The sequence below is a fragment of the Pseudoalteromonas sp. 4NS20-0020 genome (assembly GCF_057554385.1).
This window is the reverse complement of the sequence record NZ_BAAJMI010000003.1, coordinates 654,442-679,004: the sequence shown is the minus strand read 5'-3', so window position 1 is coordinate 679,004 and position 24,563 is coordinate 654,442. Positions and strand designations below refer to the sequence as shown.

The window sequence follows — 24,563 nt, the reverse complement described above, 5'->3', positions numbered from 1 at the left end:
ATGCAAAAAAGTGTGATGTCACAAGTTCAAATTGGTAGACAGTACGCAAAACAATGGCCAATGCGAAAAGAGTTAGCTCCATTGTTTAGTGAGTTTAGGGTAATTAGAGCAACAGAACTTGCCATTACTGTTATGCCCATTCTTGCTATGTTGACATTATTTTTTCAACTCAACTACCTTGGCCCTGATTTTTTACCACAAGCGATTGCCAGTGCATTGTTTTTCTTATCTTTACCTCTACAAGGTTTATTGTGGTTGGGTAAACGAGCACAAACCCCATTAGACCCAGCCATGCTAAGTTGGTACAAAGAGCTTCATACAAAAATGGTTGCTAATGGTTATCAAGCTAAGTTAAGTGAAAAAAAGCCCCGGTATTTGGAGCTTGCAACTTTACTTAAAGATATGTTTGAAAAAATGGATAAAGCGTTCACTAAGGAACAGTTTTAATAAATGATTCCACTAATCACGCTTTTTGAAATTGCGTTATATAAAACGACAAGGTGACATGGTGTTCACCTTTCTCTTCTAGTGTTTCCCAGTGTTCAGGTCTAAATTTCCACGCAAACGGTGTCATCATTATCAGGTTTCTAACATCGTTAATACTCAGTGTTACCTGTTGAGTGATCAAATCTTGGTGAGTTTCTGTAAAACCTTCAGGCACATCTACTTTCGTATGCTCGCTTACTGATTGGTAAATATAAGCTTTTAACTCTTTTAAATGCCATGGCCCTGGGCTGGCCACGACAAGCGTAGCATTAGGTTTAGCGAGTCTATCAAGCTCTTTAGTAAATAAAGGTGCAAATACACTTATAAGAATATCAGCAAACCCTTCTTTAAAAGGGGCTTGACTGATTGAGGCAACGCTAAAGCTGCAGTTGGGGTAACGTTTAGCGGCGTATTTTATAGCTGACTTTGAAATATCTACACCATAAACTTGCGCCTGAGTATTATTAGCAATAGCGTGGGTGTAAAACCCTTCACCGCACCCTAAATCAATAATATTATTACCTTTTATAGTACTTGTTATATCGCTAAGTGCTTGTTGTAAGAAAGCATAAAAACCTTGCTCTAAAAATGTGCGCCTTGCTTGCACCATTTCAAGCGAGTCACCGGGTTGTTTAGAGTTTTTGTTTTGAACAGGTAGTAAGTTAACGTAGCCTTCTTTGGCAAAGTCAAAACTATGGTTGCTTTCACAACGCAGTGTATTTTGAGTTTTTGTTAGCGATTTGCTACATAAAGGGCATTGATATTCAAGACTCATGAGTCTAGGTAATCCTTGTCGTAAAAAGTTTTAACCCAGTGGGGACGGTATGTAATTAAAATGGTGATGGCCATTCCGTTCAACATGGCTTCTGGAAACCAAATTATAGCACTTAAATAAACGTAATTGTCGGCAAGTTCTTGCCAATTATACTGACCTAAAGAGAAATAAAAGAGGGCACCTAAAGATATTTTTATGCACGCTATAAACCCAGCTGTTATGAAGGCACAAACAAATATATAAACAAAAAAATGCTTTGGTAAATAGTGATAGCACACAACAAAACTTAAATAACTCAATAATATGGGAATAAAAGCGCCAATAAGTATTTGTACAGGTAAAAGGTTAAAACTAACCTGCCCAAATGAAAACAACAAGGCACTTGCCAGTAGGCTACTCAAAATGGCTAGCCGCCAGCCCAATATTAAGGTGGCTGCAGTAATACCAAGTATGTGCAGGTCAAGGCCAGTTAAAATACCGGCTTTAATACGCCACAGTAGTGCAAATACAAGCGCACAGGCTAATACACCGGTTTGCCTAGCAGACGTTTTATAAAGCGATTTATATGTGTTTTTGTCGAAACTAAAAATCGCAATAGCAAGTACAAGGACCCACATCAGCCCTTGTATTTCAGTGTTTAACATTATAGCTACTTGAACGTAGACCAAATTGGCGCATGATCTGATGGTTTATCAATTGCACGCAGCTCATAGTCAATTCCTGAGTCAAGACAACGCTCAGCAAGTGATTGAGTTGCAAGTACAACATCAATTCGCAGACCGCGATTATCTAAAAAGCCTTTAGAGCGGTAATCAAACCATGAGTATTGATCGTTAACATCAGGATAGAGTTCTCTGAAGGTATCTTTAAATCCCCAATCTAAAAGTGTTGATAGCCATAGACGTTCCTCTGGTTGGAAAGAGCACTTACCTGTTTTTAGCCAGCGTTTAGCGTTGACCTCACCAATACCTATGTCTAAATCTGTAGGTGATATATTTATGTCGCCCATAACAACTACATCCTGATCGGGAGTGAGGTTTGTATCTAGATGTGTCATCAAATCTTTATAAAATTGACGTTTATAGGGGAATTTGGTTTCGTGATTGATATTATCGCCTTGCGGGAAATAACCATTCATAACGGTAATGTCGCGACCGTTATCTTGTTCAATAGTGACACTGATCATGCGCTTTTGCGACTCTTCAGTGTCGGTAGCAAACCCTTTTAAGACCGATTTTGGCTCTTTTTTGCATAACATAGCTACGCCGTAATGTGCTTTTTGACCGTGAAAGTAGACGTGGTACCCCATTTTTTGAACATCGTCTAATGGAAACGCTTCATCATGAACTTTAATCTCTTGCAAGCCAATTACGTCCGGTTGATGTTTATCAATAACAGCTTGTAATTGGTGAAGACGAGCACGCAGACCATTGATATTGAAAGAAATCACCTTCATTCGATTTACCTTTAAATTTGTTCTCATTTTGATAGCAAATTGTATCAGTAATTTAGCTTACATAACATGTCTGAAATGACAAAATAGCTGCGCAAATGTTGATCAAATGGTGGTGAAAGTTTAAACATTGTTAATGTTGTATTAATTTATAAAATAAATAAAAAATTCAATTGATCTGCAATAAATTGGCTATATAATGCGCGCAAATTCATTGGCAAACTCGTTCACATAGGATCTCTCATGAAAGCACAATTATTTTTAGCGGCAACATTATTAGCATCTTCTTCTGTTTCAGCTCAAAGTAACACTTACTTCAGCCAAGACAGCTCTATTGAGTCTAAGCTGTGTGTATTAAGCGCAAACGAAGGTTTTTCTGCAGCACGTAAATTAGCAGCTAAGCACAATGTATACTTATCACGCTTCTCACAAAGCATCATGTGTAACGGCCAAGATATTCGTGATATTGCAAAGAAAGATTCAACAAACAACATAATTGAAAACAAAGTAGAAGTGTTTGCTAAAGATGCTCAACAAGAAACTCAATTATGTATGACTGCATTAAAGCAAGGTTTAGCGCCAGTACGCCAAAAAATAGGTAACTTAAATTCGCTTAAATGTAACGGTCAGAAAGTTACTGACTTTGTTAAGCGTTATCAAAACGCTGCAATTTAATTAGCACGACAAAATTAATGAGAGCCCAGCTTTTATAGCTGGGCTTTTTTTTGCAAAATTTACAAGGTCGGTTGAAAAGGTTTCAAGGCTAATGTATTGAAAATAGAGTGAAAAATATACGGGTGCATTATAAAGTGTTGAAATTTATATTTATTTTATTTTGGCACCAGACTTGTATTAGTTGTTGTGACATTTATTAACAACGAAGGACACGTCTTATGAAAAAGTTAACATTAGCAACAACTATTCTAGCAACATTAAGTTTAGCAGCCTGCGCATCTAATCAAGGTCTTGATAAAATAGACAGCGACTTTGCAAGCCTAGACAACGACAGTGATGGTTTTATTTCAAAAGTTGAAGCTGACGACGATAATATTTGGGGTCACTTTTCAAATATCGACACCAATATGGATGAAGAAATTAGTCGTAAAGAATTTAATGCTTACATGCAGTTAAACACTGGCAAGGTTGCAACCGATAGTGATGTAAGTGAATCAGCCTTTAAAGCTGAAATTGCAAAATTTGACAAAATTGAAAGTAGTTTTGCCAGTTTAGATAACGATAGTAATGGGTATATATCAGTTGTTGAAGGCAATGACGACGATATTTCAAATCACTTTGGTTATATGGACAAAAACGAAGACAAGCGAATTAGTAAAAATGAGTTTGTGGGCTACATAAATAAATATGGTAAATCTGTAGCTGAAGGCGAAGCGTTAGAGTCAATTAAACACAGCTAATTAAAATTCAGAACATAAAAATCAAAGCCAGTTATTTTAACTGGCTTTTTTTATGGCTAATTTTAGATAATTGCCAGATATATTTTCCTAGTTAGTGGTTGTTCTGTCATAATAGATGGCTGTGTATTTTTATTTATTAAGAGTGTATATGGCTGGGCGGCGAATTAGTGATGAGCAGTTGGTTGAAATCATTGAGGCTGCGATTTTTGTTGCAGACAAACCCATAAGTAAACGCCATATTAAAGACACTGTTTTAGTGGATATTGCAATTTCTATGTCACGTATAAACGATGCTATAGAAACAATACAAACACACTTTCAAACCCGTGGTATTCGCCTTGTTGAAGTTGGTAGTGGTTATCGATTTCAGGCGTGTAGTAGTTTGAGCCCTTGGTTGAGTAACCTATGGCAAGAACGAGCTCCTAAATACTCACGTGCTTTATTGGAAACATTATCACTTATTGCTTATCGTCAACCCATTACGCGTGGTGAAATAGAGCAAGTAAGAGGTGTAACAACGGGTTCGAATATAATTAAAACCTTACTCGAAAGAGAGTGGGTGAAAGTGGTAGGGCACAAAGAAGTACCGGGTAAGCCCGCTTTATACGCCACTACTAAACAATTTTTAGATTATTTTTCATTAACGGGTTTAGAAAACTTACCTGCGTTACCTGCGCAACAAGAAAGTAAAATAAACCAGTTATTAAGTGATCCTTCTGTGAGAGAACCATCCGAATGAATATACAAGGTGAAAAGTTACAAAAAGTCCTAGCCAGAGCTGGTGTAGGCTCGCGTCGTGAAATGGAAAAATACATTGACGCTAACCGTGTTAGTGTTAATGGCAAAGTAGCTAAACTCGGTGACCGCGTTGAAGAAACCGATTTAATTCGTGTTGACGGTCATACCGTAAAAATTGAAGAAAAAGCTGACAGAATTTGCCGTGTAATTATGTACAACAAACCCGAGGGAGAGTTGAGTACACGTAAAGACCCTGAAGGTCGTCGTACTGTATTTGACAGACTTCCTCGTATTGATGGCGATCGTTGGATAGCTGTAGGCCGACTGGATGTGAATACGTCAGGCTTAATGTTGTTTACCAACGATGGTGAATTAGCCAATCGTTTAATGCACCCAAGTTATGAAGTAGAGCGTGAATATTCTTCGCGTGTGTTTGGTGAAGTAACAAACGAGACACTTAAAAACCTGATGCGTGGTGTTGAGCTTGAAGATGGTCCAGCAAAATTCACAAATATAAAACCGCTAGGTGGTGAAGGGATTAACCGCTGGTTTAATGTGACGTTAAACGAAGGGCGCAACCGCGAAGTTCGTCGTTTATGGCAATCTCAAGACGTTGAAGTGTCGCGTCTTATCCGTATTCGTTACGGTAAGCTAGAGCTAGATAAGCGTGTGCCACAAGGTGGTTGGGTTGAATACGACTTAGAAACCGTTAACTACTTGCGTAAAACGGTTAAGTTAGGTCGTGAAACGCAAACTAAACTTTCAGTTATGCCTGAAAAACGCAAAGATAAACGCGCTAAAATTAATCAAATTCGTAAAGCGGTTAAAAAGCACAACCAACGTGTTAAGTCGACTAAGCGTAAGTGATATTTTGACGTTTTGTATAAAAGCCGCATTATTTGCGGCTTTTTTATTGAGGTTAATAAAAGTAAACAGCTGTTACTTTTTTATTTGTGCGTCTAATGACTCGCCATTGACTGCAATTGAATCATCACTCATTAAATATAAATAGGTCGGCATAATGCTTTCAGGTGTTGCCAACTTATCCCTATCTTCACCAGGGTATGCCGATGCGCGCATAGATGTGCGTGTAGCACCTGGATTAATACAGTTTACGCGAATGTTGGTTTTACCTACTTCACAAGCCCACGTTTGCATCATACCTTCAACTGCAAACTTAGAGATGGCATAGGGTCCCCAAAACTCACGGCCTTTACGACCAACACCAGATGAAGTGAAAACAATAGAAGCATTGTCTGATTTACGCATCACGGGGAATAATGCTTTGGTGATCATTGCTTGAGCTGTCACGTTAACTTTCATGATGTTCTCAAACGTAGATGAACAAAAATGTTCTAGTGGCCCTAGAGAGCCTAATATGCCAGCATTATTTAAAAGCCCGTCTAAACGACCAAACTGATTCTCAATAGTTGCAGCAAGATCACGATAATTTTGTTTTGTTGCGCCTTTTAAATCCATTGGCACAATCGCAGGTTTTGGGTAACCTGCATTCACAATTTCATCGTATACGCATTCAAGTTTATTTGTTGTTTTACCCAATAAAATGACAGTCGCACCATGCTTTGCATAAGTAATGGCTGCTACCCGGCCAATACCATCTCCTGCGCCAGTGATTAAAATAACTTTATCGTTTAATGCATTTTCAGCTGCTTGATAAGTGTGCATAAAAGTACCAATTGATAGATTTTTTCTGATTTTAACATAGCAATTCGACAAGTAATCGAATTTATTGAAAAATTAGGTGGCGAAAAAAGAAACTTTACGTTAAGTTTAACTGGTCTAATGTCTCATTAATAATCTGATTACATTGTTTTAACTTGATACACTGATTAAACACACTATAAAAATAAAATATGTTCGGAGTCACCAATATGAAGAAAATGCTACTTTCACTCTCGGTCACTGCTGCTTTAGCAGGTTGTGGCGGCGGAGAAACGTTAGAAGATGTTAAGAATGAAACCGCTACAGTTGTACCTATGGCCACGGTTAGCTTTGACCCAGCTAACGGTGTAATTTCTGTTCCCAATGATTTATTAATGAGCGGTACCCAAGATGGTACTTTAAATATCCCAGGTGAATTAGATGACGACAATGTATCTATCCCACGTGCTGCATATGCTGATCCTCAGTTAGCATTAGGCGCACTGGACGGCTGGTCGTCTCAAGTTCCTTATAAAGTTGATTTGACATTTCCACCAAATGTTTCACTTGACGAAGCGTCAGCTGGAACACCTGGTAGCGTAAGAATTTTTGAAGTAATAATGGGCGCAAGCCTGACAGATGCAGAATGTTCTGTTGCTCCAGCTGGTGCAGCTTGTAAGCTTGTTGGTGAATTAACATTCGGTGTTGATTTTGTTACTCAAGCTTCAGGAAATGCTGTCGCTATTATCCCTCTTAAGCCTTTTAAAGCAGGTAGTTCGTACATCAATGTATTAACCACAGGCCTTAAAGATTCTATGGGGCGTTCTATTGCGCCGTCATCTACTTATGGCTTAGTTAAGCAAGAAGCGCCATTAATTACTGATTCTCAACTTGCATTACAAGGTGCAGTTAATAGTTACGAGAACGTAGTTGTGAGCTCTGGGGATATTTCAAAGGAAGATATTATTTTTTCTGGCGCGATGACGATTCAGTCAGCGGGTCCAGTACTTGGCACAATTAAAAACTTACTGGCTGCAAGTTTACAAAACGATGCTTTGCCTACACCAGCATTGCAAGTACCTGAACAACCTATGGTCAATGTGCAACAAGTGTTTGCATCTCAGGGTGTAACAGTATCTGCTGCGTTTTCAGGCGTTCAATATCAAAAAGGTAGCATTATGTTACCTATGTATCTTGGTACGCCAACTGGCACAGATATTAGCGATTTAAACGATACATACTGGCAAGGTATGTGTGATAACGCTGTAGCACTTCAAGGTTACAAAGCGGTTGCAGGTGATGCATTCCCAACTGATCCTATCAGTGAAAATGATGGGTTATGTTCAGCGCTTAGTGGTGGACAGTTACGTGACCTAGGTATCGATAGCACACGTCATTTAACAAAATATAACTCAATCCCTAAAGTACAAAGTATGGCTAACGTACCAGTACAGGTAACAAAGCCAATTTTACCAATCATTAACGGTGTACGTGCACAGTTACAGTTGCCAGCAATTGAGATGCCTGAAGGCGGTTGGCCTGTTGTTATGATGCAACACGGTATTACAACTAATAAAGAGAGTATGCTTGCGCTAACGGCTCAACTTTCAATTCAAGGTTTTGCAACGGTTGCAATAGACCACCCTCGCCATGGTGAACGTGGTGTTGATGTAGACGGTGACGGCAACGATGATTTTAATGCAACGACCGGTTCAGTACTTAGCTACATGAATTTAAGCTCTTTATTAGTTGCTCGTGATAGCTTACGCCAATCAGCAGCTGATTTATTAGGTTTACGTTTAGGCTTAAACTTTTTACAAGATGCAACTATTAACAGCCAAGATGTAACATACATAGGACATTCATTGGGTTCTATTGTTGCTCCTGCATTTATTGCACAGGCTAATAATCCATTAGCGCCTACTGTTGACCCATTATTTAATGTAAATACAGTGGCTCTGGCAAGTGGCGGCGGCGGTATAGCTAGCTTCTTATTAGAATCAGCAGCATTTGGTCCGTTTATTCAAGGCTCTGTACTTTCTCAAGCTGGTACAACTGAAGCTGATGAATTTAATGCCTTCTTGCAAGGTGATGCTGTTTCTAACTGTGGTGCTGCGTTGCCAGATATGGAAGCATATTTAACGTGTGGTTATAACGAGTACATTACTTCTATAACAACGGCAGGCGAAACAGCTAAGCTTACTAATATCCAAGGCGTGTTTACGCAGTTTGCGTTTGCTTCTCAAACAGCATTAGACAGTGGCGATCCAACTAATTACGCAGCGGCGGTACAAGCGTTAGGTACACCTGTTTATACGAATGTTGTAGTGGGCGACGGCGGTGAAAACAAGCCAGATCAAGTTATTCCACCAATGGCAGCTAACAATCCTATTTCTGGTACAATTCCACTTGCTAACTTTATGGGATTAGAAACGGTAAGTACAACGCAAGCAATGACAGAAGCACCGGCTAGCTACTTAGTTAAATTTTCTAAGGGTCATCATGGTTCTATTTTAACACCTGCTCAAGATGCTGCTCAGTCTTCTACTGTAGAGGGGAGTGCTGCTGCAAATGCTGAAATGCAAATGCAAGTTGCTGTTTATTTAGCAACGCGCGGTCGTATGTTATTAGTAACAAACAGTGATGTTGTTACTGATTAAATATACACTCTAAAATATATCTAGTACAAAGCCACTTTAAAGTGGCTTTTTTTTGCTTAAAAGCATGATAAATTAGCGTAAATTTAAAATCGGAGAAACCAGTTGGAATTTTTATACGAGTACGGTTTGTTTTTCGCCAAAACAGTTACCTTTGTTATTGCGATAGGAGTTATTTTAATGATGCTTGTTGGCGCTGCTGTGAAGCCAAAAGCAAAAAAGGGTGAAATACAAATTGATGATGTGTCGGCTCAGTTGAGTGAGCTTAAAGAGGATTTTTTACAAAATACATTAAGTAAAAAAGAACTTAAAGCGCACGATAAGGAGCGAAAAGCGCTCGACAAAAAGTCAGATAAAGAAGGCTCAAAACCTCGCCTTTATGTTGTTGATTTTATTGGCAGCATGGATGCACATGAAGTTGAAAGTTTAAGAGAAGAAATTACGGCAATTATTTCAATTGCAGACCCTAAAAAAGATAAAGTCCTCATTCGCTTAGAAAGTGGTGGTGGAGTAGTCCATGGTTATGGGCTTGCTGCATCGCAATTGCAACGCATTAAATCGGCAGGTATACCAATAAGTGTGTCAATCGATAAGGTAGCAGCGAGTGGTGGTTACATGATGGCTTGTGTAGCTGATGAAATATTGGCAGCGCCTTTTGCAATAGTTGGCTCAATTGGTGTGATAGCACAAATTCCAAATTTTAATAAAATCTTGAAAAAGAATGATGTTGAGTTTGAACAAATTACCGCAGGAGAATTCAAACGAACCTTGACACTGTTTGGTGAAAACACAGACAAAGCGCGTGAAAAATTTAGAGATGAAATTGAACAAACTCATGATTTATTTAAAACGTTTGTCAGTTCACAGCGCCCAAGTTTAAATATAGACCAAGTTGCAACGGGTGAACATTGGTTTGCAACGCAAGCAATAGAAAAAGGATTAGTTGACGTAATTAAAACAAGCGACGATGCATTACTTGAACAGCAAAGCGAACGTCAAATATACAAAATAAAATACAAAGTAAAAAAAGGACTAAGCGATAAATTTGCGCTTGGATTAAGTAGTGGCGTTAATAAAATAGGCATAAACTTGCTGTCTAAGTTTAAATCACTAAATCCTTAGGTACGGCATAAAGTGTTACGCATAAAAAACCCTGATAACTATCAGGGTTTTTTTATAGCTTTAAAACTGCATGGCCATTAGTCAATCGACTTATGGTAATCCTCTAAATCTTTTGCAGCGTTAGGGTCGTTAAATATAGCTTCATCTAACTCACCTTCGCTTTTAGCAACCGCGCAAGTAACCATACAGTCGCCTGTAACATTTACAGCAGTACGAGTCATATCTAATAGTCTGTCTACACCAATAATTATGGCGATACCTTCTACCGGTAAACCAACTTGGTTAAGCACCATTGCTAGCATAATTAAACCAACGCCTGGTACACCCGCCGTTCCTACAGACGCAAGCGTAGCTGTTAATATTACCATTAAGTAATCCGATACCGTTAAATCAACTGCAAAAACCTGTGCAATAAATACCGTAGCAACACCTTGCATGATTGCAGTGCCGTCCATGTTAATAGTTGCACCTAGCGGAATAGTAAATGATGCGACAGAATTACTAGCACCTAACTTTTTAGTTGCAGTTTCAAGTGTTATTGGCATGGTTGCACTAGAGCTTGATGTACTAAAGGCAAATAAACACGTGTGTTTCATTTTTGCTAAGAAAGTGGCAGGGTTTAAGCCGGTTAAGAGCTTTAATAATAAGGTGTAGTTTACAAAGGCATGAAACAATAGCGCTAATACAACAACACCAAAGTATTTAGCTAAGCTTACAATCAAATTAAGTTCGATCGTAGTAAATAGTTTGGCCATTAAAAAGAACACACCGTAAGGGGCAATGTTCATTAGTAACGTTACTAACTTTAAGATAACGGTGTTTAAATCTTCAAAAACGGCTGCAACACGTTTACCTGCTGAGCCACTTAAAGCCATAGCAATACCAAAAAGCAATGCAAATACAATTACTTGTAGCATATTTCCTTTTGCCATTGCTTCAAATGGGTTGGTTGGAAACATATCAATAATAACACGAGCGAGGGTCGGAGCTTCCTTCGCATCGTAACTTGCTTGAGATGGCAAGCCAATGCCTTCACCTGGGTTAAATAATAAGGCAAGTGTCATAGCCACCGTTATAGCGATTGCAGTTGTAATCAAATACAAGCCAATCGATTTGCCACCTAATCGGCCTAATTTTTTAGGGTCACTTAAGCTGCAGGTACCACATACCAAGGACACAAAAACAAGAGGAACAACGAGCATTTTTAGGCTGGCAATAAATATTTGCCCACCCACATGAAAAATGCCGTCAACAAAAAAGGCTTTAATTGGCAAAGAGAATAATCCAAGAGGGATTAGATAATCGTCTTGACCAGCTAAGATTGCTTGAAATATAAAACCAACTGTAACACCAAGCACCATACCAATCATGATGCGAGTAGTTAAACTTAACGTACCGATTTTTGACATACACCGAATCTACTTTTTATAAATTTGCCATAGACTACCAGTAAGAAATTATTTACTACAGAAAAAATTAGTATTTACACGAAATATTTTTGTACAAAAAAGTAATAAAAAACTGTGATTTTAGACTAAGTTATAGGTTAATATGAGGTAAACAACATATTGTTAATAATAACAACGCTAGGGAGAGGTTCATGCCTTTAATGCGACTACTCGGCATTTTATTGCTCAGTTTATTACTCACAGCCTGTGGTGGCGGTGGATCAATTGAAAAAAGCGGTACAGTTGGTGACACTGATACGGACACAGATACAACAACTTATACGTTAACGCTACAAGGGTACTCTCAAGCAGACGCAACTAAATCAAATAGCGTGACGAATACTGCGTCATTAGATTTACGTGCAACCCTAAAAGACAATGATGGCGCTGTTGTTGCTGGTAAACGCATTACCTTTACGTTGGCTGACGATATAGGGGTTTTAAACCCTGATTCAGCCCTGACACAAAACGATGGCATAGCAACAATCGAGTTAAGTGCAGGCTCTGAGGCAGGCGCTGGTGAAGTTACTGCCACCTACAATGGCGATGATGAAACGTATACAGCCACGTTTGCATTTCAATCAACAGGTGGCCAAGGTGACGACACGGGTGTGAGTGGCTCAACAACTTTAGAAGTCCAAATTGTTGACCAAAATGGTGATAAATTTAACAGTGCTAACCCTGTAACTGCGGATAACGTTGGTGTTGTTGTTGCTACACTTAAATCAGATGGTGTTGCTGTTGCGGATAAACTCATTTCTTTTAATACCAATTTTACGGGCGTTATAACGCCAGAGCTTGGCACGGCAATTACTGATGATTCAGGCGAAGCTCGCGTCACATTGGGCAGTGGTGTAGCAACGGGTGCTGGCCAAGTTGTAGCAAGTTACGCTCCAGCAAGTGGTACGAGCGTTAGCAACACAGCTGTCTTTTACTCATCCGGTGATGGTGCAGCGCAAGATGAGGCGCAATTTTCAGTGGCTATCAAACTACTAACAGGCTGTAACGCTGATTGGGATGATAACCGCAGTAATGTTAAATTAGACCCTTTATCTGCAGCATCTGGTTGTACTGTGACCAACAGTATTTCATCTTCTGAATTGGGTGAGCTATTTGTAGAAGTCACTAATGAACAAAGTGGCGAAGGCAGTAAAAACGCACTCGTAAATATTGAAACTAATTTAGGTACAATTTTACCTTCATCGGGCACTGCTTTAACTGATAACTTTGGTATTGCATTATTGAAGCTGCAACCGGGCAATACTGGTGGCGCAGGAACCGTTACAGCAACGGCTCTCGATGAAAGTGCATCTTTAAACTTTGCAGTGGGTATTGCAAATTTAACGCTTAGCGTTGATAACGGCTTGAACACCAATGATGACGGTAGCGTTATACCGCTTAAAGCCGGCGGTAGTACGGTAATAGAAGTAACGCTTACAGACGAAGATGGTAATTTATACTTAACGGCTACTGACGTTGAATTTAGCTCTACCTGTGCGATTGCTGGTGAGTCAGTCATTGATGACAGCGTAAAATCGTCAAATGGTATTGCTACAGCAACTTACAGAGCAACAGGGTGTAACATTGACGATGATGTAACTATCACTGTTGAAACAGGCGGACAAAACTTTACTGAATCAACGGTTATACCCGTGGAAAGTTCTGCAGTACAGTCTATTCAATTTGTGGATGTAAGCGAAACATTTATTGCGCTTCCACCAGGCGAAGGTGGCCTACCAACTCAATCAATCGTTACTTTTAAACTTTTAGATGCTGACAATATAGCGTCTTCTCAGCAACGAATTGACTTTAAACTAACAGATTCGGTAGGCGCTGCAAATTTAACGCTTACCAGTGGCAACACAGATAACGAAGGTTTGGTACAAACGACAGTAACGTCAGGTATTGTGCCTGGGCCTTTAGTTGTGAAAGCATGTTATGTGTCTAAAGACGATGTTAAAGCACTTCCAGAAGGTGATGATTTAACGTGTTGGGTTGATGACTTCCAATTGTGCCAAACTGATCCTAGCAATGAAATTTGCCCAGAGGGTACATTAAACCTGATCCCACTTTCTGAGCAAATTAGTTCTGTTTCTGCTCAGCTTACACTTGCCTCGGGTGTAACTGACCAAAACAGCTTTGATTTAAGCCCAACAACATTTAACACTAACTCGCTTTACTACAACGGTATCATAACCGATTTAACTGTATTTTTTGGTGACCAGTTTAATAATTACAACGGCGACGGTGTTGAAGCCACAGTGCTTTCAGAAGCCGGTGTGGTTGGTTCTTCAAGCAACGAAGAAACATGTAAAACAACCGATGCAACTTGTGTTGTTACATGGCGATCTCAAGGTGACCGCCCATTTGAAGATTACAAATGGGGCAACAGAATAGGCGATATTGACGGTAATGCGTCTACAACTGAGGGTATAAACCCTAAAACAGGCCAAATTAACTGTGACCCTTATTTTGGCGCAGCTGCACCGTGTATTAATGGTATTACACGCGCTAAGAATGATGAAAACGGCGTAGTAATGGGCGGGCGCGTAAGTGTGCTTGCAGTTACTAAAGGTCAAGAGAATTTTGTTGATGAGCAATCAACTGATGATATAAAGCGTACGAATGGTTTATTTGATATTGGCGAGTACTACGCTAGCTACGATTTACCTGAAGCCTTTATTGACCACAACGAAAATAACAGCTTTGATAAAGCGGATTGTAGTGATGCACGCGGCGATGATTACGACCCTGTATCAGATGCGTGTTCAGAGTTAAACTCGCGTGGTGGCCATAACGAAACGTGGCGTGACTTAGACAACGACGGTATCTACGATGCCGCTGACGGCCTATACAATGGTTTATTATGTAGCGAAGCTGCAAATGCTGCAGGCGAATGTTCACGTGAGTTGGTTGAGGTTCGTAAAAACATTGAGTTAGTTATGTCAGGCGATGAACCATATGTACGTTTCTCTGTGGTTAAAACGGATGCATTACCAGCACCATTTGAAGTATTTGTTCCTGCGGATTGTTCAAGCTCAGTATCTGGTAACAGAACTTTTGTAGAGTTAGAAGAGTCCGACGTAACTGAGCGTTGTGATGTTGCTGCAATAGACCTTTCTGTCAACAATGTTGAAATCGCTAACCCAGATTTCGACCCTAATGACCCTGACGAAACAGACCCTGAAACACTTACCGTGGACATTGGTTTAACATCAATGGCTGTTCGTATTCACTACACAGATGAATTTGGTAATCCATTACCTGCAAACACAGTAGTGTCTTTAACAACGAGCAATGGCGATCTGTCAATTATTAGTCACAGTGAAACAATACCTAATACCAACACAGATAAACCGATGTACTCGGATGTATTAATTTCACGAGAGACTGATGGTAACGACCAAACAAGTGGGGTTTTAAGTATTACTTTTGAATTTGAAAACCAACTAGGGGCCAGTAAAACGGTCTCGACAGGCATCACAATTTTCGATGATGTTTAAGTTATCGTAAAAAATGCCAACCTTTAGGTTGGCATTTTTCTTTGTGTTCTATATATTCCACAGCAATTATTCTAAAAACACCAGTTTGTCTAAATTAGCAACAAAAATTGTTCGTTTATTCAGTAAATACTGAAAAGTTTGTATTAAAAGCTTGTAACAACTAGTGTTTGTAGATATACCTATAAATATTCGCACCGCTAATGCGGTAAATACATTTTCAATATTTGGTTAGAAATAGGCAACTATGGGCAAATCGCTAGTAATTGTAGAGTCACCTGCTAAGGCTAAAACAATTAATAAATACTTAGGTAATGACTTTATCGTAAAGTCCAGTATTGGACATGTACGAGACTTACCTACCTCAGGTTCGAGCAAAGCAAAAGTGCCGGCAACTAAAACGCCAGCAGAAGTGCGTAAAATGCCACCGGATGAGAAAGCAGCTTATAAACAGCAACGAGATTACACAAATTTGGTTGCACGTATGGGGATTGATCCTGAAAAAGGCTGGCAGCCTCATTACGAAATCCTACCGGGTAAAGAAAAGGTTGTTCAAGAATTACAAAAGCTGGCCGAAAAAGCAGACCAAATATACCTCGCAACGGATTTGGATAGAGAAGGGGAAGCAATTGCTTGGCACCTTCAAGAAATCATCGGTGGCGAACCAGAAAAATACAAACGCGTTGTTTTTAACGAAATTACTAAAAATGCCATTCAGCAAGCGTTTGAAACACCGGGTGAGCTAAATACTGACATGGTATTTGCTCAGCAAACTCGTCGCTTTTTAGACCGTGTTGTGGGCTTTATGGTATCGCCGCTTCTGTGGGCAAAAGTAGCGCGTGGTTTATCTGCAGGGCGAGTACAGTCAGTTGCAGTACGATTACTCGTAGAGCGTGAGCGTGAAATAAAAGCGTTTATTCCAGAAGAGTTCTGGGATATTCATGCAGATGTTAAAAATAGCGAGTCTGACCTACGTTTAGAAGTCACAAAACAAGCAGACAAGCCATTTAAACCTGTAAATGAAGCACAGATCAAAGAGGCGGTAAAAAGCCTTGAGAGTGCAGAATATAAAGTTGTTAATGTTGAAGAAAAACCGAGTAAAAGTCGCCCAAGTGCACCTTTAATCACATCAACAATGCAGCAAGCTGCCAGTACACGTTTAGGTTATGGTGTTAAAAAGACCATGATGCTAGCGCAGCGATTGTACGAAGGTGGTTATATTACTTATATGCGTACTGATTCAACAAACTTATCGAAAGATGCTGTTGAGATGTGTCGTGAATACGTTACAGAGCAATTTGGCTCAAAATATCTGCCAAAAGAACCAATTAACTACAGTTCTAAAGGTAATGCACAGGAGGCACACGAAGCGATTCGTCCTTCTAGCGTTACAGTGCTGTCTGGACACCTTGAAGGTGTAGATGCCGATGCTAAAAAGCTTTACGAATTAATATGGCGTCAATTTGTAGCGTGCCAAATGGTGCCTGCAGAGTACGATTTAACAACCTTAACTGTTGCGGCTAACGATTTTCAGCTTAAGGCAAAAGGGCGTGTGCTTCGTTTTGATGGTTGGACTAAAGTGCAACCAGCGGTTCGTAAGAAGAACGAAGAAGATCAATCACTTCCAGCTGTTGCAGTGGGCGAAACACTAACACTTGTTGAACTTGATCCTAAACAGCACTTCACTAAGCCACCTGCGCGTTTTAGTGAGGCAAGTTTAGTAAAAGAGTTAGAAAAGCGAGGAATAGGTCGTCCATCTACTTATGCTTCTATCATTTCTACAATTCAAGACCGTGGCTATGTGCGGGTAGAAAATCGTCGTTTCTTTGCTGAAAAAATGGGTGAAATTGTAACCGATCGTCTGGTTGAAAACTTTACCGATTTAATGAACTTTGATTTCACAGCAAAAATGGAAGGCCGTTTAGATGATATAGCAGAAGGTGAACGTGTATGGACGCAAGTACTTGATAAGTTTTACGCTGATTTTTCAACACAATTAACCATTGCAAAAGACGAACCAGAACAAGGTGGCATGCGTCTTAATGAAATGGTTGAAACTGATATAGAGTGTCCTACCTGTAGCCGTAAAATGGGTATTCGAACTGCTTCAACCGGGGTGTTTTTAGGGTGTACGGGTTATAACCTGCCACCTAAAGAACGTTGTACTACTACTATGAATTTAGTGTCGGGCGATGAAGCGGTTGCCGCTGATGTTGAAGACGAAGAAACAGAAAAATTAATGCAAATGAAGCGCTGTCCCGTTTGTGAAACAGCGATGGATTCGTATTTAATCGATGAGACCCGCAAGTTACATGTATGTGGTAACAACCCTGCGTGTAAAGGGCATATTGTTGAGCAAGGCACGTTTAAGATTAAAGGTTATGACGGTCCAATTATTGAGTGTGATAAATGCGGCTCAGACATGGAACTTAAATCTGGACGTTTTGGTAAGTACTTTGGCTGTAATAACGAAGAGTGTAAAAATACACGTAAGTTACTAAAGAATGGTGAAGCCGCTCCGCCTAAAGAAGATCCAGTTCATATTCCTGAATTAGAATGTGAAAAATCAGAAGCCTATTTTGTATTACGTGATGGTGCTGCAGGTATTTTTTTAGCTGCAAATACATTCCCTAAATCGCGTGAAACTCGAGCCCCTAAGGTTGAAGAGTTAAAACGATTTAGAGATCGTATATCCCCTAAATTCTACTATTTAGCGGACGCACCAGGTCAAGACCCAGATGGTAATCTTGCTGTTGTGCGCTACAGTCGTAAAAACAAAGCGCAGTATGTTATGACTGAGATAGACGGCAAAGCAACTGGTTGGACTGCTCATTATGAAGCAGGTAAGTGGGTAGAAGAAGCTAAGAAAAAAGCTGCACCTAAAAAGAAAGCTGCTGCTAAAAAAGCCCCTGCTAAAGCAAAACCTAAAGCAAAAGCAAAAAAAGATGAAAAGTAACTAAAGCGCGTTTTTAACACCTTATAGTTACAAAAAACCGGAATGCACAGCATGTGTCTATTCCGGTTTTTTTATGCTTAGTAATTGTGCTCGCAACGGCTTTTTGGCTGTTCAATTAGCTAAGCATAGCTAGCCTCAAAGGCAGGCTTAAAGCATACCTTTGAGTCAGGGTTAGATTTTTACAGAAGTTACTTTTTGATAGCCTTCTGATTCAAGCTCATCATTTACGCAATTTAAAACATACGCGTAAAGGTCTTCATTCATTACATCGTCGTCTTTAGCCCAGTTAACACACATCTCAGTGTACTCTTTTACCATTTGTGCTGATGCTACTGGTGTGTCGTCTGCTACTGAGTATGTTGCATATACTGCAAATAGTGACGCTGTAAGTGATGCAAGTAATGCTTTTTTCATTCGTTTATTCCTAAAAAATGGTTTTATAGCGGTGATTGTCGCTATTAAACAAACATGTCCAAGCAGAACGCTTCTGTTGGTATGCTGAATTTAATCGAATTTTAAATAAAAGATAACGAAATATATTTATCGTAAAGATAAGTTTATTTATGAGCCGTTTTTTTATAATTATTTGTATAACCTTAATTAATACGTTACTGTCGCCTTTTTTTAATTCATAGAATAATAAATGACACCTAACACTCCCGTTACACCCAAAAAAAACATTCAATCAACCAATAAAATAGAGCATGCATTGGAGTCGTTTATTTTTAAAGGACGTTGGTTGTTAGCGCCTTTTTTTGTTGGCCTTTTGTTTGCAGTTATTTTGTTATTAATAAAGTTTTTTAAACAACTTTATTTAATGGGGATCGCTACTTTTACCGCATCAAGCCAAGATTTACTAGTAGGCATATTGACGCTGGTTGATACAGCGTTACTTGCAGGCTTATTGTTAATTATTATATTTAGTGGATATGAAAACTTTGTTTCTAAACTAGGTATAGATAATCATGAAGATAAGCCATCTTGGATGGGTAAAGTGGGGTTTTCAGGGCTGAAAATGAAGCTTATCAGCGCAATCGTTGCAATATCGGCTGTTGAACTATTAAAAGTGTTTATAAATTCAGAGGCGCATTCAAACGACGAGCTACTATGGAAAGTAATAATCCACGTTACTTTTGTGATGTCTGGAGTGTTGTTTGCATTTACCGATTACCTCAATAGTAAAACCCATAACCATTAAATTTACCTACAAAAAAAGCCCATGTTATTACATGGGCTTTTTTGTAACTAATTAGCGGTTAGCATCAATTAGCACTTTGCGTAATAGCATGCAAACGGCGCTAATAGTAATTGATCGTTCGTTATATACCCTTTGTGGTGGCTAAGCTCACTAAACTCTGTTAATACCTCAGTTGGCATGGATAGCGATGCTTCAGTGCCACTTAAATTAAAAACACACAACATTTTTTCATTTTCGAATGTTCTGTAAAAAGCAAGTACAGGCTCATGTGTGTTAATAAATTCAATATCGCCTTCAAGTAGCACGGTTTTTGTTTTTCGCCACGCCATAAATTCACGATAAGCATTTAAAATAGAATCATGATCATGTGTTTGCTGTTTTACTGATTGCTGCTTATGCTGCTCGTCTACAGGCAGCCATGGCTTAGTGTCACTAAAGCTTGCATGGTGTAAATCGGCATTATCCCATGGCATCGGCGTTCTACAGCCATCACGGCCTTTAAAGTTTGGCCAAAAGGTTATTCCATACGGGTCTTGCAAATCCTCAAAGGCTACGTTTGCTTCCCCTAGGCCTAACTCTTCACCTTGGTACATACATACGCTACCGCGCAAGGATGCGAGTAGGGCGGTGAGCATTTTACATTGCTGTGAATTAACTTCGCCATTTTGACTCCAACGGCTTGCTACACGTTCAACGTCATGATTGCTAAACGCCCAACAAGGCCAGCCTTCTGTCATTCCTTTTTCAAGGGTTTGCACGGTTGTTCTTATATACTCACTTGAATAATCGTTAGTCAAAAGCTCAAAGCTATAACCCATATGCAGCTTATCACCGCCTTGTGTGTACTCTGCCATAGTGGCTAAAGAGTCCTCTGACGAAATTTCACCTAGTGATACAGTGCCTGGGTATTTATTAAGTAACGCACGAATATCTTGCATAAACTCAATATTTTCAGGTTGGGTATTATTGTAATAGTGGTATTGAAATGCGTAAGGGTTGTCTTCACTGAAACCACGGCCTTGGCGTTTTTCTTTTGGTTTTGCAGGATTATCACGAAGCTGCGCATCATGATAACAAAAGTTAATGGCATCGAGTCTAAAACCATCAACGCCTTTTTTAAGCCAAAACTCAACGTTATCTAGCACTGCTTTTCTAACATCTGGGTTATGAAAATTTAAATCGGGTTGTTCAGTTAAAAAGTTATGAAGGTAGTATTGCCCTCTGCGTGGTTCCCATTGCCATGCACCGCCGCCAAAAATTGATAACCAGTTATTTGGTGCAGTGCCGTCTTCTTTAGAGTCAGCCCATACATACCAATTGGCTTTGTCGTTACTTTGATTTTCACGGCTGTCTAAAAACCATTGATGTTGATCTGACGTGTGGCTTAACACCTGGTCGATAATAATTTTAATATCGCGGTCGTGTGCTTGTTCAATAAGCTCGTCGAAGTCGTTTAAATTGCCAAATAAAGGGTCAATATCACGGTAGTCACTAATATCGTAACCAAAATCTTTCATAGGAGATTTAAAAAATGGCGAAATCCAAATAGCATCAACACCTAAGCTCTTAATATAATCAATACGATTAATTATTCCTCTTAAATCACCAATACCGTCGTTGTTGCTATCTTGAAAGCTACGCGGGTAAACTTGATAAATAACCGCACCTTTATACCACTGCTTTTGGGCCATGCTTTTCTCCGTCATTCCAAACAGTTTTTTAAATTCTTATATGTGATTATGGTGAATCACGTTATTTGCAAAAAGCATACGTGAAGGCCGAGATACTGTAAAAAGACTGCATACGTATGCACAAAAATAAGCATGTTTGAGTGACTTCAAAAAGCGTCTATTTAGTTTTTAGAAAGCGTTGCCATTAAATTGAATCTGTTTACCAATTGCATGTAATTAAAAAGTAACACGGCATAGCACCTCGCAAGTGCATATTTTAGCTGGGTTGCACTATAATAGTGATTGCATGTAATGGTCTTACCAATTTCACATTGATATTTATTAGTTAAATTTAGCCAATAATGCATAGATCTAATTTATTTCTTAATAATTACAAGCTGTTAAAGCAGGTTTAAATCATTAGGCTATTTTGCATAGTTGTAATATTCGGATAAAATTGGTTGCACCAATAAATATCATTTAAAACAGTGTGTTACTAAGTTTTGTGTGAAGTTTATGTTAATTTATGTTTATTTTATAAGGCTTGAATACGTATGCATAAACTTGTTAATAAAATAAACCAAGCGTTAATATCCATCCTGACAACAAAATAAGCTCGCCTCGGTTTACTATCACTAAACAATTGAGCGGGTATCACAATATGGGTAACGGGAAAACATCATGTCTATGTTCAAACCAAGTATATTAACTCTGGCGTTAGCTGCTGCTGGCATCACTAGTTTTGCAGCAACTGCAGCGGAAGAAAAACAACTAAAAAATGATGACGTAGAAGTTATCGAAGTTAAAGGTTTTCGTGGCAGTATTGTAGAATCAATCAACACTAAACGTTTTTCACCAGAAGTCGTTGAGTCTATCTCTGCAGAAGATATCGGTAAGTTACCTGATTCGTCGATTGCTGAGTCTATCGCTCGTTTACCTGGCTTAACAGCACAGCGCCTAGACGGTCGTGCAAGCCGAGTGAGTGTACGTGGCTTTAGCGAAAACGAAAGTGCCACTACATTTAATGGCCGTGAGCAAGTATCAATTGGTGATAACCGTGGCGTTGAGTTCGACCTTTACCCATCTGAAATAATGAGCGGCGTAACTGTTTATAAAACACCAAGTGCGAGTATCGAAGCTGAAGGCATCGCCGGTGTTATCGACATGCAAACCGTTAAACCTTTAAGTAAAGGTGAACGTGTAATCATGTTTAATGGTCAACTTGAGCAAACTGGTTTTGGTAAGCTTAATCCAGACGGTGATGATCAAGGTTACCGCGGTACGGTCTCATACATTGACCAATTCGCAGATGACACCATTGGTGTTGCGTTTGCTCTAAACACAATGAGTTCACCAAACCAAGAAAAGCGTTGGAACTCATGGGGTTACCCAGAGTTTACTACTGAAGATGGTCAATCATATTCTATTTTAGGTGGTGCTAAACCATACGTACGTTCTTCAACGCTTGAGCGTGACTCAGCAATGCTTGTATTAGAAGCTGCACCGACTGATAAATTAAATATGACGTTTGATGCGCTTTATATCGACTTTTCAGATGAACAAATTTTGCGCGGTATCGAAATTCCATTTGCATGGGGTCAAGGTTCAATTAGCTCAGATTCAACAACAGTTGATGCTGAAACTGGATTTATCACAAGTGCTGTGACTGAAGGTCAGCGTGTTGTTGTTCGTAATGACCATCAAGAACGAAAAGCTGAATTAACGCAGTTTGGTTTTAATGCAAAATACGATATTAACGACAGTTGGAGCACAGAGTTTGATATTAGCCGCTCTGAGGTTGAACGTCAGCTATGGAGCATTGAAAGTTATTCAGGCACAGGTCGAGGTGATGCTAATGGTGTTGCTGACAACATTGGTTATATGCTTGATGGTGGTAATACAGGTGCACAATTTTCTCATGAGCTAGATTACAGTGACTATAACCTAATTCAATTAGGTGGCCCGTTATCGTGGGGTGGAAGTAAAGCCCTTAATGACAAATATGGTTTAACTGACACACCATTTCAAAATACAGCACAAGATGGTTTCATCAATGCGCCAGAAGTGAATGATGAACTAACCACGTTAAAACTTGCTGCAACTAAAATTCTAGACAACGAATACGTTAATGCTGTTAAATTTGGTATGTCTTATCGTGACCGTGAAAAATCAAAGTTATCTGAAGGTTATTTTTTAACACTTAAAGATTTTTCTCTATCAAACCCAGGTATGGTTTCGGTTCCAGAGCAGTATCGTTTAGGTTCAGCTAGCTTAGACTTCATTGGTATGGGCGATATGATTGCCTACGATACTCGTGCCTTAATAAACGATGGTTACTATGATTTACTTCAAGAAAGCCTTACAGACCAAAAACATAAAACACAGTCGTGGACAGTCCAAGAAAAAGTAACTGCCTTCTTTGTTCAAGCTGATATTAACGCAGAAATTGGATCAATTCCGGTAACAGGTAATGTGGGCGTTCGCTATGTTAAAACTGAACAGTCTTCACAAGGTTCAGCTGCTAACACAGTAGACGGTCTCGTAGTTGTTACACCAACAGACGTAAGTCACGACTACAGCCACGTTTTACCAAGCATTAACTTGTCGTTTGCAATCGACGAAGAACAAACGTTACGTTTTGGTGCGGCTAAAACTATTTCGCGCGCATTATTAAACGATATGAATGCGTCAATCAATGCATCATACGGGCAACAACCAGATGATAATGGTAACTTTTGGAGTATTTCAGGTGGTAACCCTAAACTAGAGCCAAAAGAAGCGACAGGCTTTGATATCAGCTACGAAAATTACTTTAATGCAGAAGGTTACTTCTCTGCTGCGGTTTTCTATAAAGATATCAACCAGTGGATATTTGATGGTACATACGCAGTCGATATGTCTGGCGTAGCTAATCCTGCAACGGGTGAAATACCAGCAACTTCTTCAGGTACTGGTAATGGTAAAGTAAATGGCGGCGGCGGTGACCTATGGGGTTACGAGCTTTCTCTTGCGCTACCGTTTAACGTATTTCATTCTTCACTTGATGGCTTTGGTTTAATTGCAAGCCATACGGGAATTGAACAAGACGTTGAAGATCAAAATGGGAATGAGTATGAACTTGTTGGCCTATCTGACCAAATTGATAGCTTGACTGTTTACTACGAGCGTAATGGCTTCCAAGCGCGTACAAGTATGCGTAAACGTAGTGACTTTAAAGGTAATGTAAATGGATTAGGCCTTGCTGCAACTCAAGTTGACATTAAAGGTGAAACAATTTGGGATGCACAATTGGGCTTTGATTTTGGCGAAGCAGGTGTTGATAGCTTAGATGGCTTAAATGTAACCTTCCAAGTACAAAATATTACTGAAGAACCGTTTACCACTTTAAGTGGCGATAACGCGCTGCAAGTACGTGACTACCAAGATTATGGTCGTACGTTCTTATTGGGCTTTAGTTACAAGCTATAATAAACGTTGTGTGTA

General features: G+C 39.4%; 18 protein-coding genes. 11 read left to right on the top strand and 7 right to left on the bottom strand.

Annotation, left to right across the window (positions count from 1 at the left end):
• Complete coding sequence (gene yfbV, locus AC27JL_RS10230; RefSeq protein ID WP_006792170.1) at positions 1-447, top strand: terminus macrodomain insulation protein YfbV; 447 nt, start codon at positions 1-3, stop codon at positions 445-447.
• A 16-nt stretch (positions 448-463) separates the two neighbouring features.
• Here yfbV and rlmA read toward each other — a convergent pair whose 3' ends face one another.
• Genes rlmA through xthA form a run of 3 tightly spaced genes read right to left on the bottom strand, consistent with a single transcriptional unit; the run spans position 464 to position 2,717 of the window.
• On the bottom strand, positions 464-1,261 hold the full coding sequence (gene rlmA, locus AC27JL_RS10225; RefSeq protein ID WP_008131519.1) for a 23S rRNA (guanine(745)-N(1))-methyltransferase: 798 nt from the start codon (positions 1,259-1,261) through the stop codon (positions 464-466).
• Positions 1,258-1,905, bottom strand: coding sequence for an energy-coupling factor ABC transporter permease (locus AC27JL_RS10220; protein ID WP_039036863.1), 648 nt, complete (start codon positions 1,903-1,905; stop codon positions 1,258-1,260). The genes rlmA and AC27JL_RS10220 overlap by 4 nt, the downstream gene beginning before the upstream one ends.
• 5 nt (positions 1,906-1,910) lie before the next feature.
• Positions 1,911-2,717 (bottom strand): exodeoxyribonuclease III, encoded by an 807-nt coding sequence (xthA, locus tag AC27JL_RS10215; RefSeq protein WP_487195557.1) that lies wholly within the window; start codon positions 2,715-2,717, stop codon positions 1,911-1,913.
• Positions 2,718-2,957: 240 nt separating this feature from the next.
• Here xthA and AC27JL_RS10210 point away from each other — a divergent pair, with 240 nt between their 5' ends.
• The 4 genes from AC27JL_RS10210 (at position 2,958) to rluB (ending at position 5,734) form a co-directional block, all read left to right on the top strand.
• Positions 2,958-3,389, top strand: a complete 432-nt coding sequence (locus tag AC27JL_RS10210) for a hypothetical protein (RefSeq protein ID WP_010557482.1) — start codon at positions 2,958-2,960, stop codon at positions 3,387-3,389.
• 218 nt (positions 3,390-3,607) lie between these two features.
• Positions 3,608-4,129, top strand: a complete 522-nt coding sequence (locus tag AC27JL_RS10205; protein WP_487195556.1) for an EF-hand domain-containing protein — start codon at positions 3,608-3,610, stop codon at positions 4,127-4,129.
• 148 nt (positions 4,130-4,277) lie between these two features.
• A complete protein-coding gene (gene scpB, locus AC27JL_RS10200) occupies positions 4,278-4,868 on the top strand; it encodes an SMC-Scp complex subunit ScpB (protein ID WP_006792164.1) in 591 nt (196 codons plus the stop codon).
• On the top strand, positions 4,865-5,734 hold the full coding sequence (rluB, locus tag AC27JL_RS10195) for a 23S rRNA pseudouridine(2605) synthase RluB (RefSeq protein ID WP_006792163.1): 870 nt from the start codon (positions 4,865-4,867) through the stop codon (positions 5,732-5,734). The genes scpB and rluB overlap by 4 nt, the downstream gene beginning before the upstream one ends.
• Before the next feature lie 72 nt (positions 5,735-5,806).
• On the opposite strand, the gene AC27JL_RS10190 is transcribed toward rluB, so the two are convergent.
• Positions 5,807-6,553 carry a YciK family oxidoreductase gene (locus AC27JL_RS10190; RefSeq protein ID WP_006792162.1) on the bottom strand — a complete coding sequence of 249 codons (747 nt, stop codon included), beginning with the start codon at positions 6,551-6,553 and terminating at the stop codon, positions 5,807-5,809.
• Positions 6,554-6,759: 206 nt separating this feature from the next.
• Between AC27JL_RS10190 and AC27JL_RS10185 the strand changes: the two genes are divergently transcribed.
• Positions 6,760-9,189, top strand: coding sequence for a VolA/Pla-1 family phospholipase (locus tag AC27JL_RS10185; protein ID WP_305471505.1), 2,430 nt, complete (start codon positions 6,760-6,762; stop codon positions 9,187-9,189).
• Between the two features lie 102 nt (positions 9,190-9,291).
• Positions 9,292-10,308 carry a protease SohB gene (gene sohB / locus AC27JL_RS10180; RefSeq protein ID WP_487195555.1) on the top strand — a complete coding sequence of 339 codons (1,017 nt, stop codon included), beginning with the start codon at positions 9,292-9,294 and terminating at the stop codon, positions 10,306-10,308.
• 77 nt (positions 10,309-10,385) lie between these two features.
• Here the strand turns inward: sohB and AC27JL_RS10175 are convergent, their stop codons facing one another.
• Positions 10,386-11,717, bottom strand: a complete 1,332-nt coding sequence (locus AC27JL_RS10175) for a dicarboxylate/amino acid:cation symporter (RefSeq protein ID WP_008131535.1) — start codon at positions 11,715-11,717, stop codon at positions 10,386-10,388.
• 191 nt (positions 11,718-11,908) lie between these two features.
• Here AC27JL_RS10175 and AC27JL_RS10170 point away from each other — a divergent pair, with 191 nt between their 5' ends.
• Together AC27JL_RS10170 and topA are read left to right on the top strand one after the other, a co-directional pair.
• Positions 11,909-15,259 (top strand): autotransporter outer membrane beta-barrel domain-containing protein, encoded by a 3,351-nt coding sequence (locus tag AC27JL_RS10170; protein ID WP_487195553.1) that lies wholly within the window; start codon positions 11,909-11,911, stop codon positions 15,257-15,259.
• 244 nt (positions 15,260-15,503) lie between these two features.
• A complete protein-coding gene (gene topA, locus AC27JL_RS10165) occupies positions 15,504-18,212 on the top strand; it encodes a type I DNA topoisomerase (RefSeq protein ID WP_010557475.1) in 2,709 nt (902 codons plus the stop codon).
• Between the two features lie 171 nt (positions 18,213-18,383).
• Here topA and AC27JL_RS10160 read toward each other — a convergent pair whose 3' ends face one another.
• Positions 18,384-18,626: a hypothetical protein gene (locus AC27JL_RS10160; protein ID WP_006792156.1), complete on the bottom strand. Its 243-nt coding sequence runs from the start codon at positions 18,624-18,626 to the stop codon at positions 18,384-18,386.
• 229 nt (positions 18,627-18,855) lie between these two features.
• Between AC27JL_RS10160 and AC27JL_RS10155 the strand changes: the two genes are divergently transcribed.
• Positions 18,856-19,410 carry a TIGR00645 family protein gene (locus tag AC27JL_RS10155; RefSeq protein ID WP_010557473.1) on the top strand — a complete coding sequence of 185 codons (555 nt, stop codon included), beginning with the start codon at positions 18,856-18,858 and terminating at the stop codon, positions 19,408-19,410.
• Between the two features lie 68 nt (positions 19,411-19,478).
• Here AC27JL_RS10155 and AC27JL_RS10150 read toward each other — a convergent pair whose 3' ends face one another.
• A complete protein-coding gene (locus AC27JL_RS10150) occupies positions 19,479-21,101 on the bottom strand; it encodes an alpha-glucosidase family protein (RefSeq protein ID WP_487195552.1) in 1,623 nt (540 codons plus the stop codon).
• Positions 21,102-21,761: 660 nt separating this feature from the next.
• On the opposite strand from AC27JL_RS10150, the gene AC27JL_RS10145 reads away from it, so the two are divergent.
• Positions 21,762-24,548, top strand: a complete 2,787-nt coding sequence (locus AC27JL_RS10145) for a TonB-dependent receptor (protein ID WP_006792153.1) — start codon at positions 21,762-21,764, stop codon at positions 24,546-24,548.
• Positions 24,549-24,563: the final 15 nt, after the last annotated feature.

What these genes read in the sequence shown, in the direction of transcription:
- AC27JL_RS10190 (WP_006792162.1), bottom strand. Translation starts at nt 6,553, where the DNA reads ATGCACACTTATCAAGCAGCTGAAAATGCATTAAACGATAAAGTTATT.
- xthA (WP_487195557.1), bottom strand. Translation starts at nt 2,717, where the DNA reads ATGAAGGTGATTTCTTTCAATATCAATGGTCTGCGTGCTCGTCTTCAC.
- AC27JL_RS10175 (WP_008131535.1), bottom strand. Translation starts at nt 11,717, where the DNA reads ATGTCAAAAATCGGTACGTTAAGTTTAACTACTCGCATCATGATTGGT.
- AC27JL_RS10150 (WP_487195552.1), bottom strand. Translation starts at nt 21,101, where the DNA reads ATGGCCCAAAAGCAGTGGTATAAAGGTGCGGTTATTTATCAAGTTTAC.
- AC27JL_RS10145 (WP_006792153.1), top strand. Translation starts at nt 21,762, where the DNA reads ATGTCTATGTTCAAACCAAGTATATTAACTCTGGCGTTAGCTGCTGCT.
- rlmA (WP_008131519.1), bottom strand. Translation starts at nt 1,261, where the DNA reads ATGAGTCTTGAATATCAATGCCCTTTATGTAGCAAATCGCTAACAAAA.
- topA (WP_010557475.1), top strand. Translation starts at nt 15,504, where the DNA reads ATGGGCAAATCGCTAGTAATTGTAGAGTCACCTGCTAAGGCTAAAACA.
- AC27JL_RS10210 (WP_010557482.1), top strand. Translation starts at nt 2,958, where the DNA reads ATGAAAGCACAATTATTTTTAGCGGCAACATTATTAGCATCTTCTTCT.
- AC27JL_RS10205 (WP_487195556.1), top strand. Translation starts at nt 3,608, where the DNA reads ATGAAAAAGTTAACATTAGCAACAACTATTCTAGCAACATTAAGTTTA.
- rluB (WP_006792163.1), top strand. Translation starts at nt 4,865, where the DNA reads ATGAATATACAAGGTGAAAAGTTACAAAAAGTCCTAGCCAGAGCTGGT.
- AC27JL_RS10160 (WP_006792156.1), bottom strand. Translation starts at nt 18,626, where the DNA reads ATGAAAAAAGCATTACTTGCATCACTTACAGCGTCACTATTTGCAGTA.
- AC27JL_RS10170 (WP_487195553.1), top strand. Translation starts at nt 11,909, where the DNA reads ATGCCTTTAATGCGACTACTCGGCATTTTATTGCTCAGTTTATTACTC.
- AC27JL_RS10185 (WP_305471505.1), top strand. Translation starts at nt 6,760, where the DNA reads ATGAAGAAAATGCTACTTTCACTCTCGGTCACTGCTGCTTTAGCAGGT.
- AC27JL_RS10220 (WP_039036863.1), bottom strand. Translation starts at nt 1,905, where the DNA reads ATGTTAAACACTGAAATACAAGGGCTGATGTGGGTCCTTGTACTTGCT.
- scpB (WP_006792164.1), top strand. Translation starts at nt 4,278, where the DNA reads ATGGCTGGGCGGCGAATTAGTGATGAGCAGTTGGTTGAAATCATTGAG.
- AC27JL_RS10155 (WP_010557473.1), top strand. Translation starts at nt 18,856, where the DNA reads ATGACACCTAACACTCCCGTTACACCCAAAAAAAACATTCAATCAACC.
- yfbV (WP_006792170.1), top strand. Translation starts at nt 1, where the DNA reads ATGCAAAAAAGTGTGATGTCACAAGTTCAAATTGGTAGACAGTACGCA.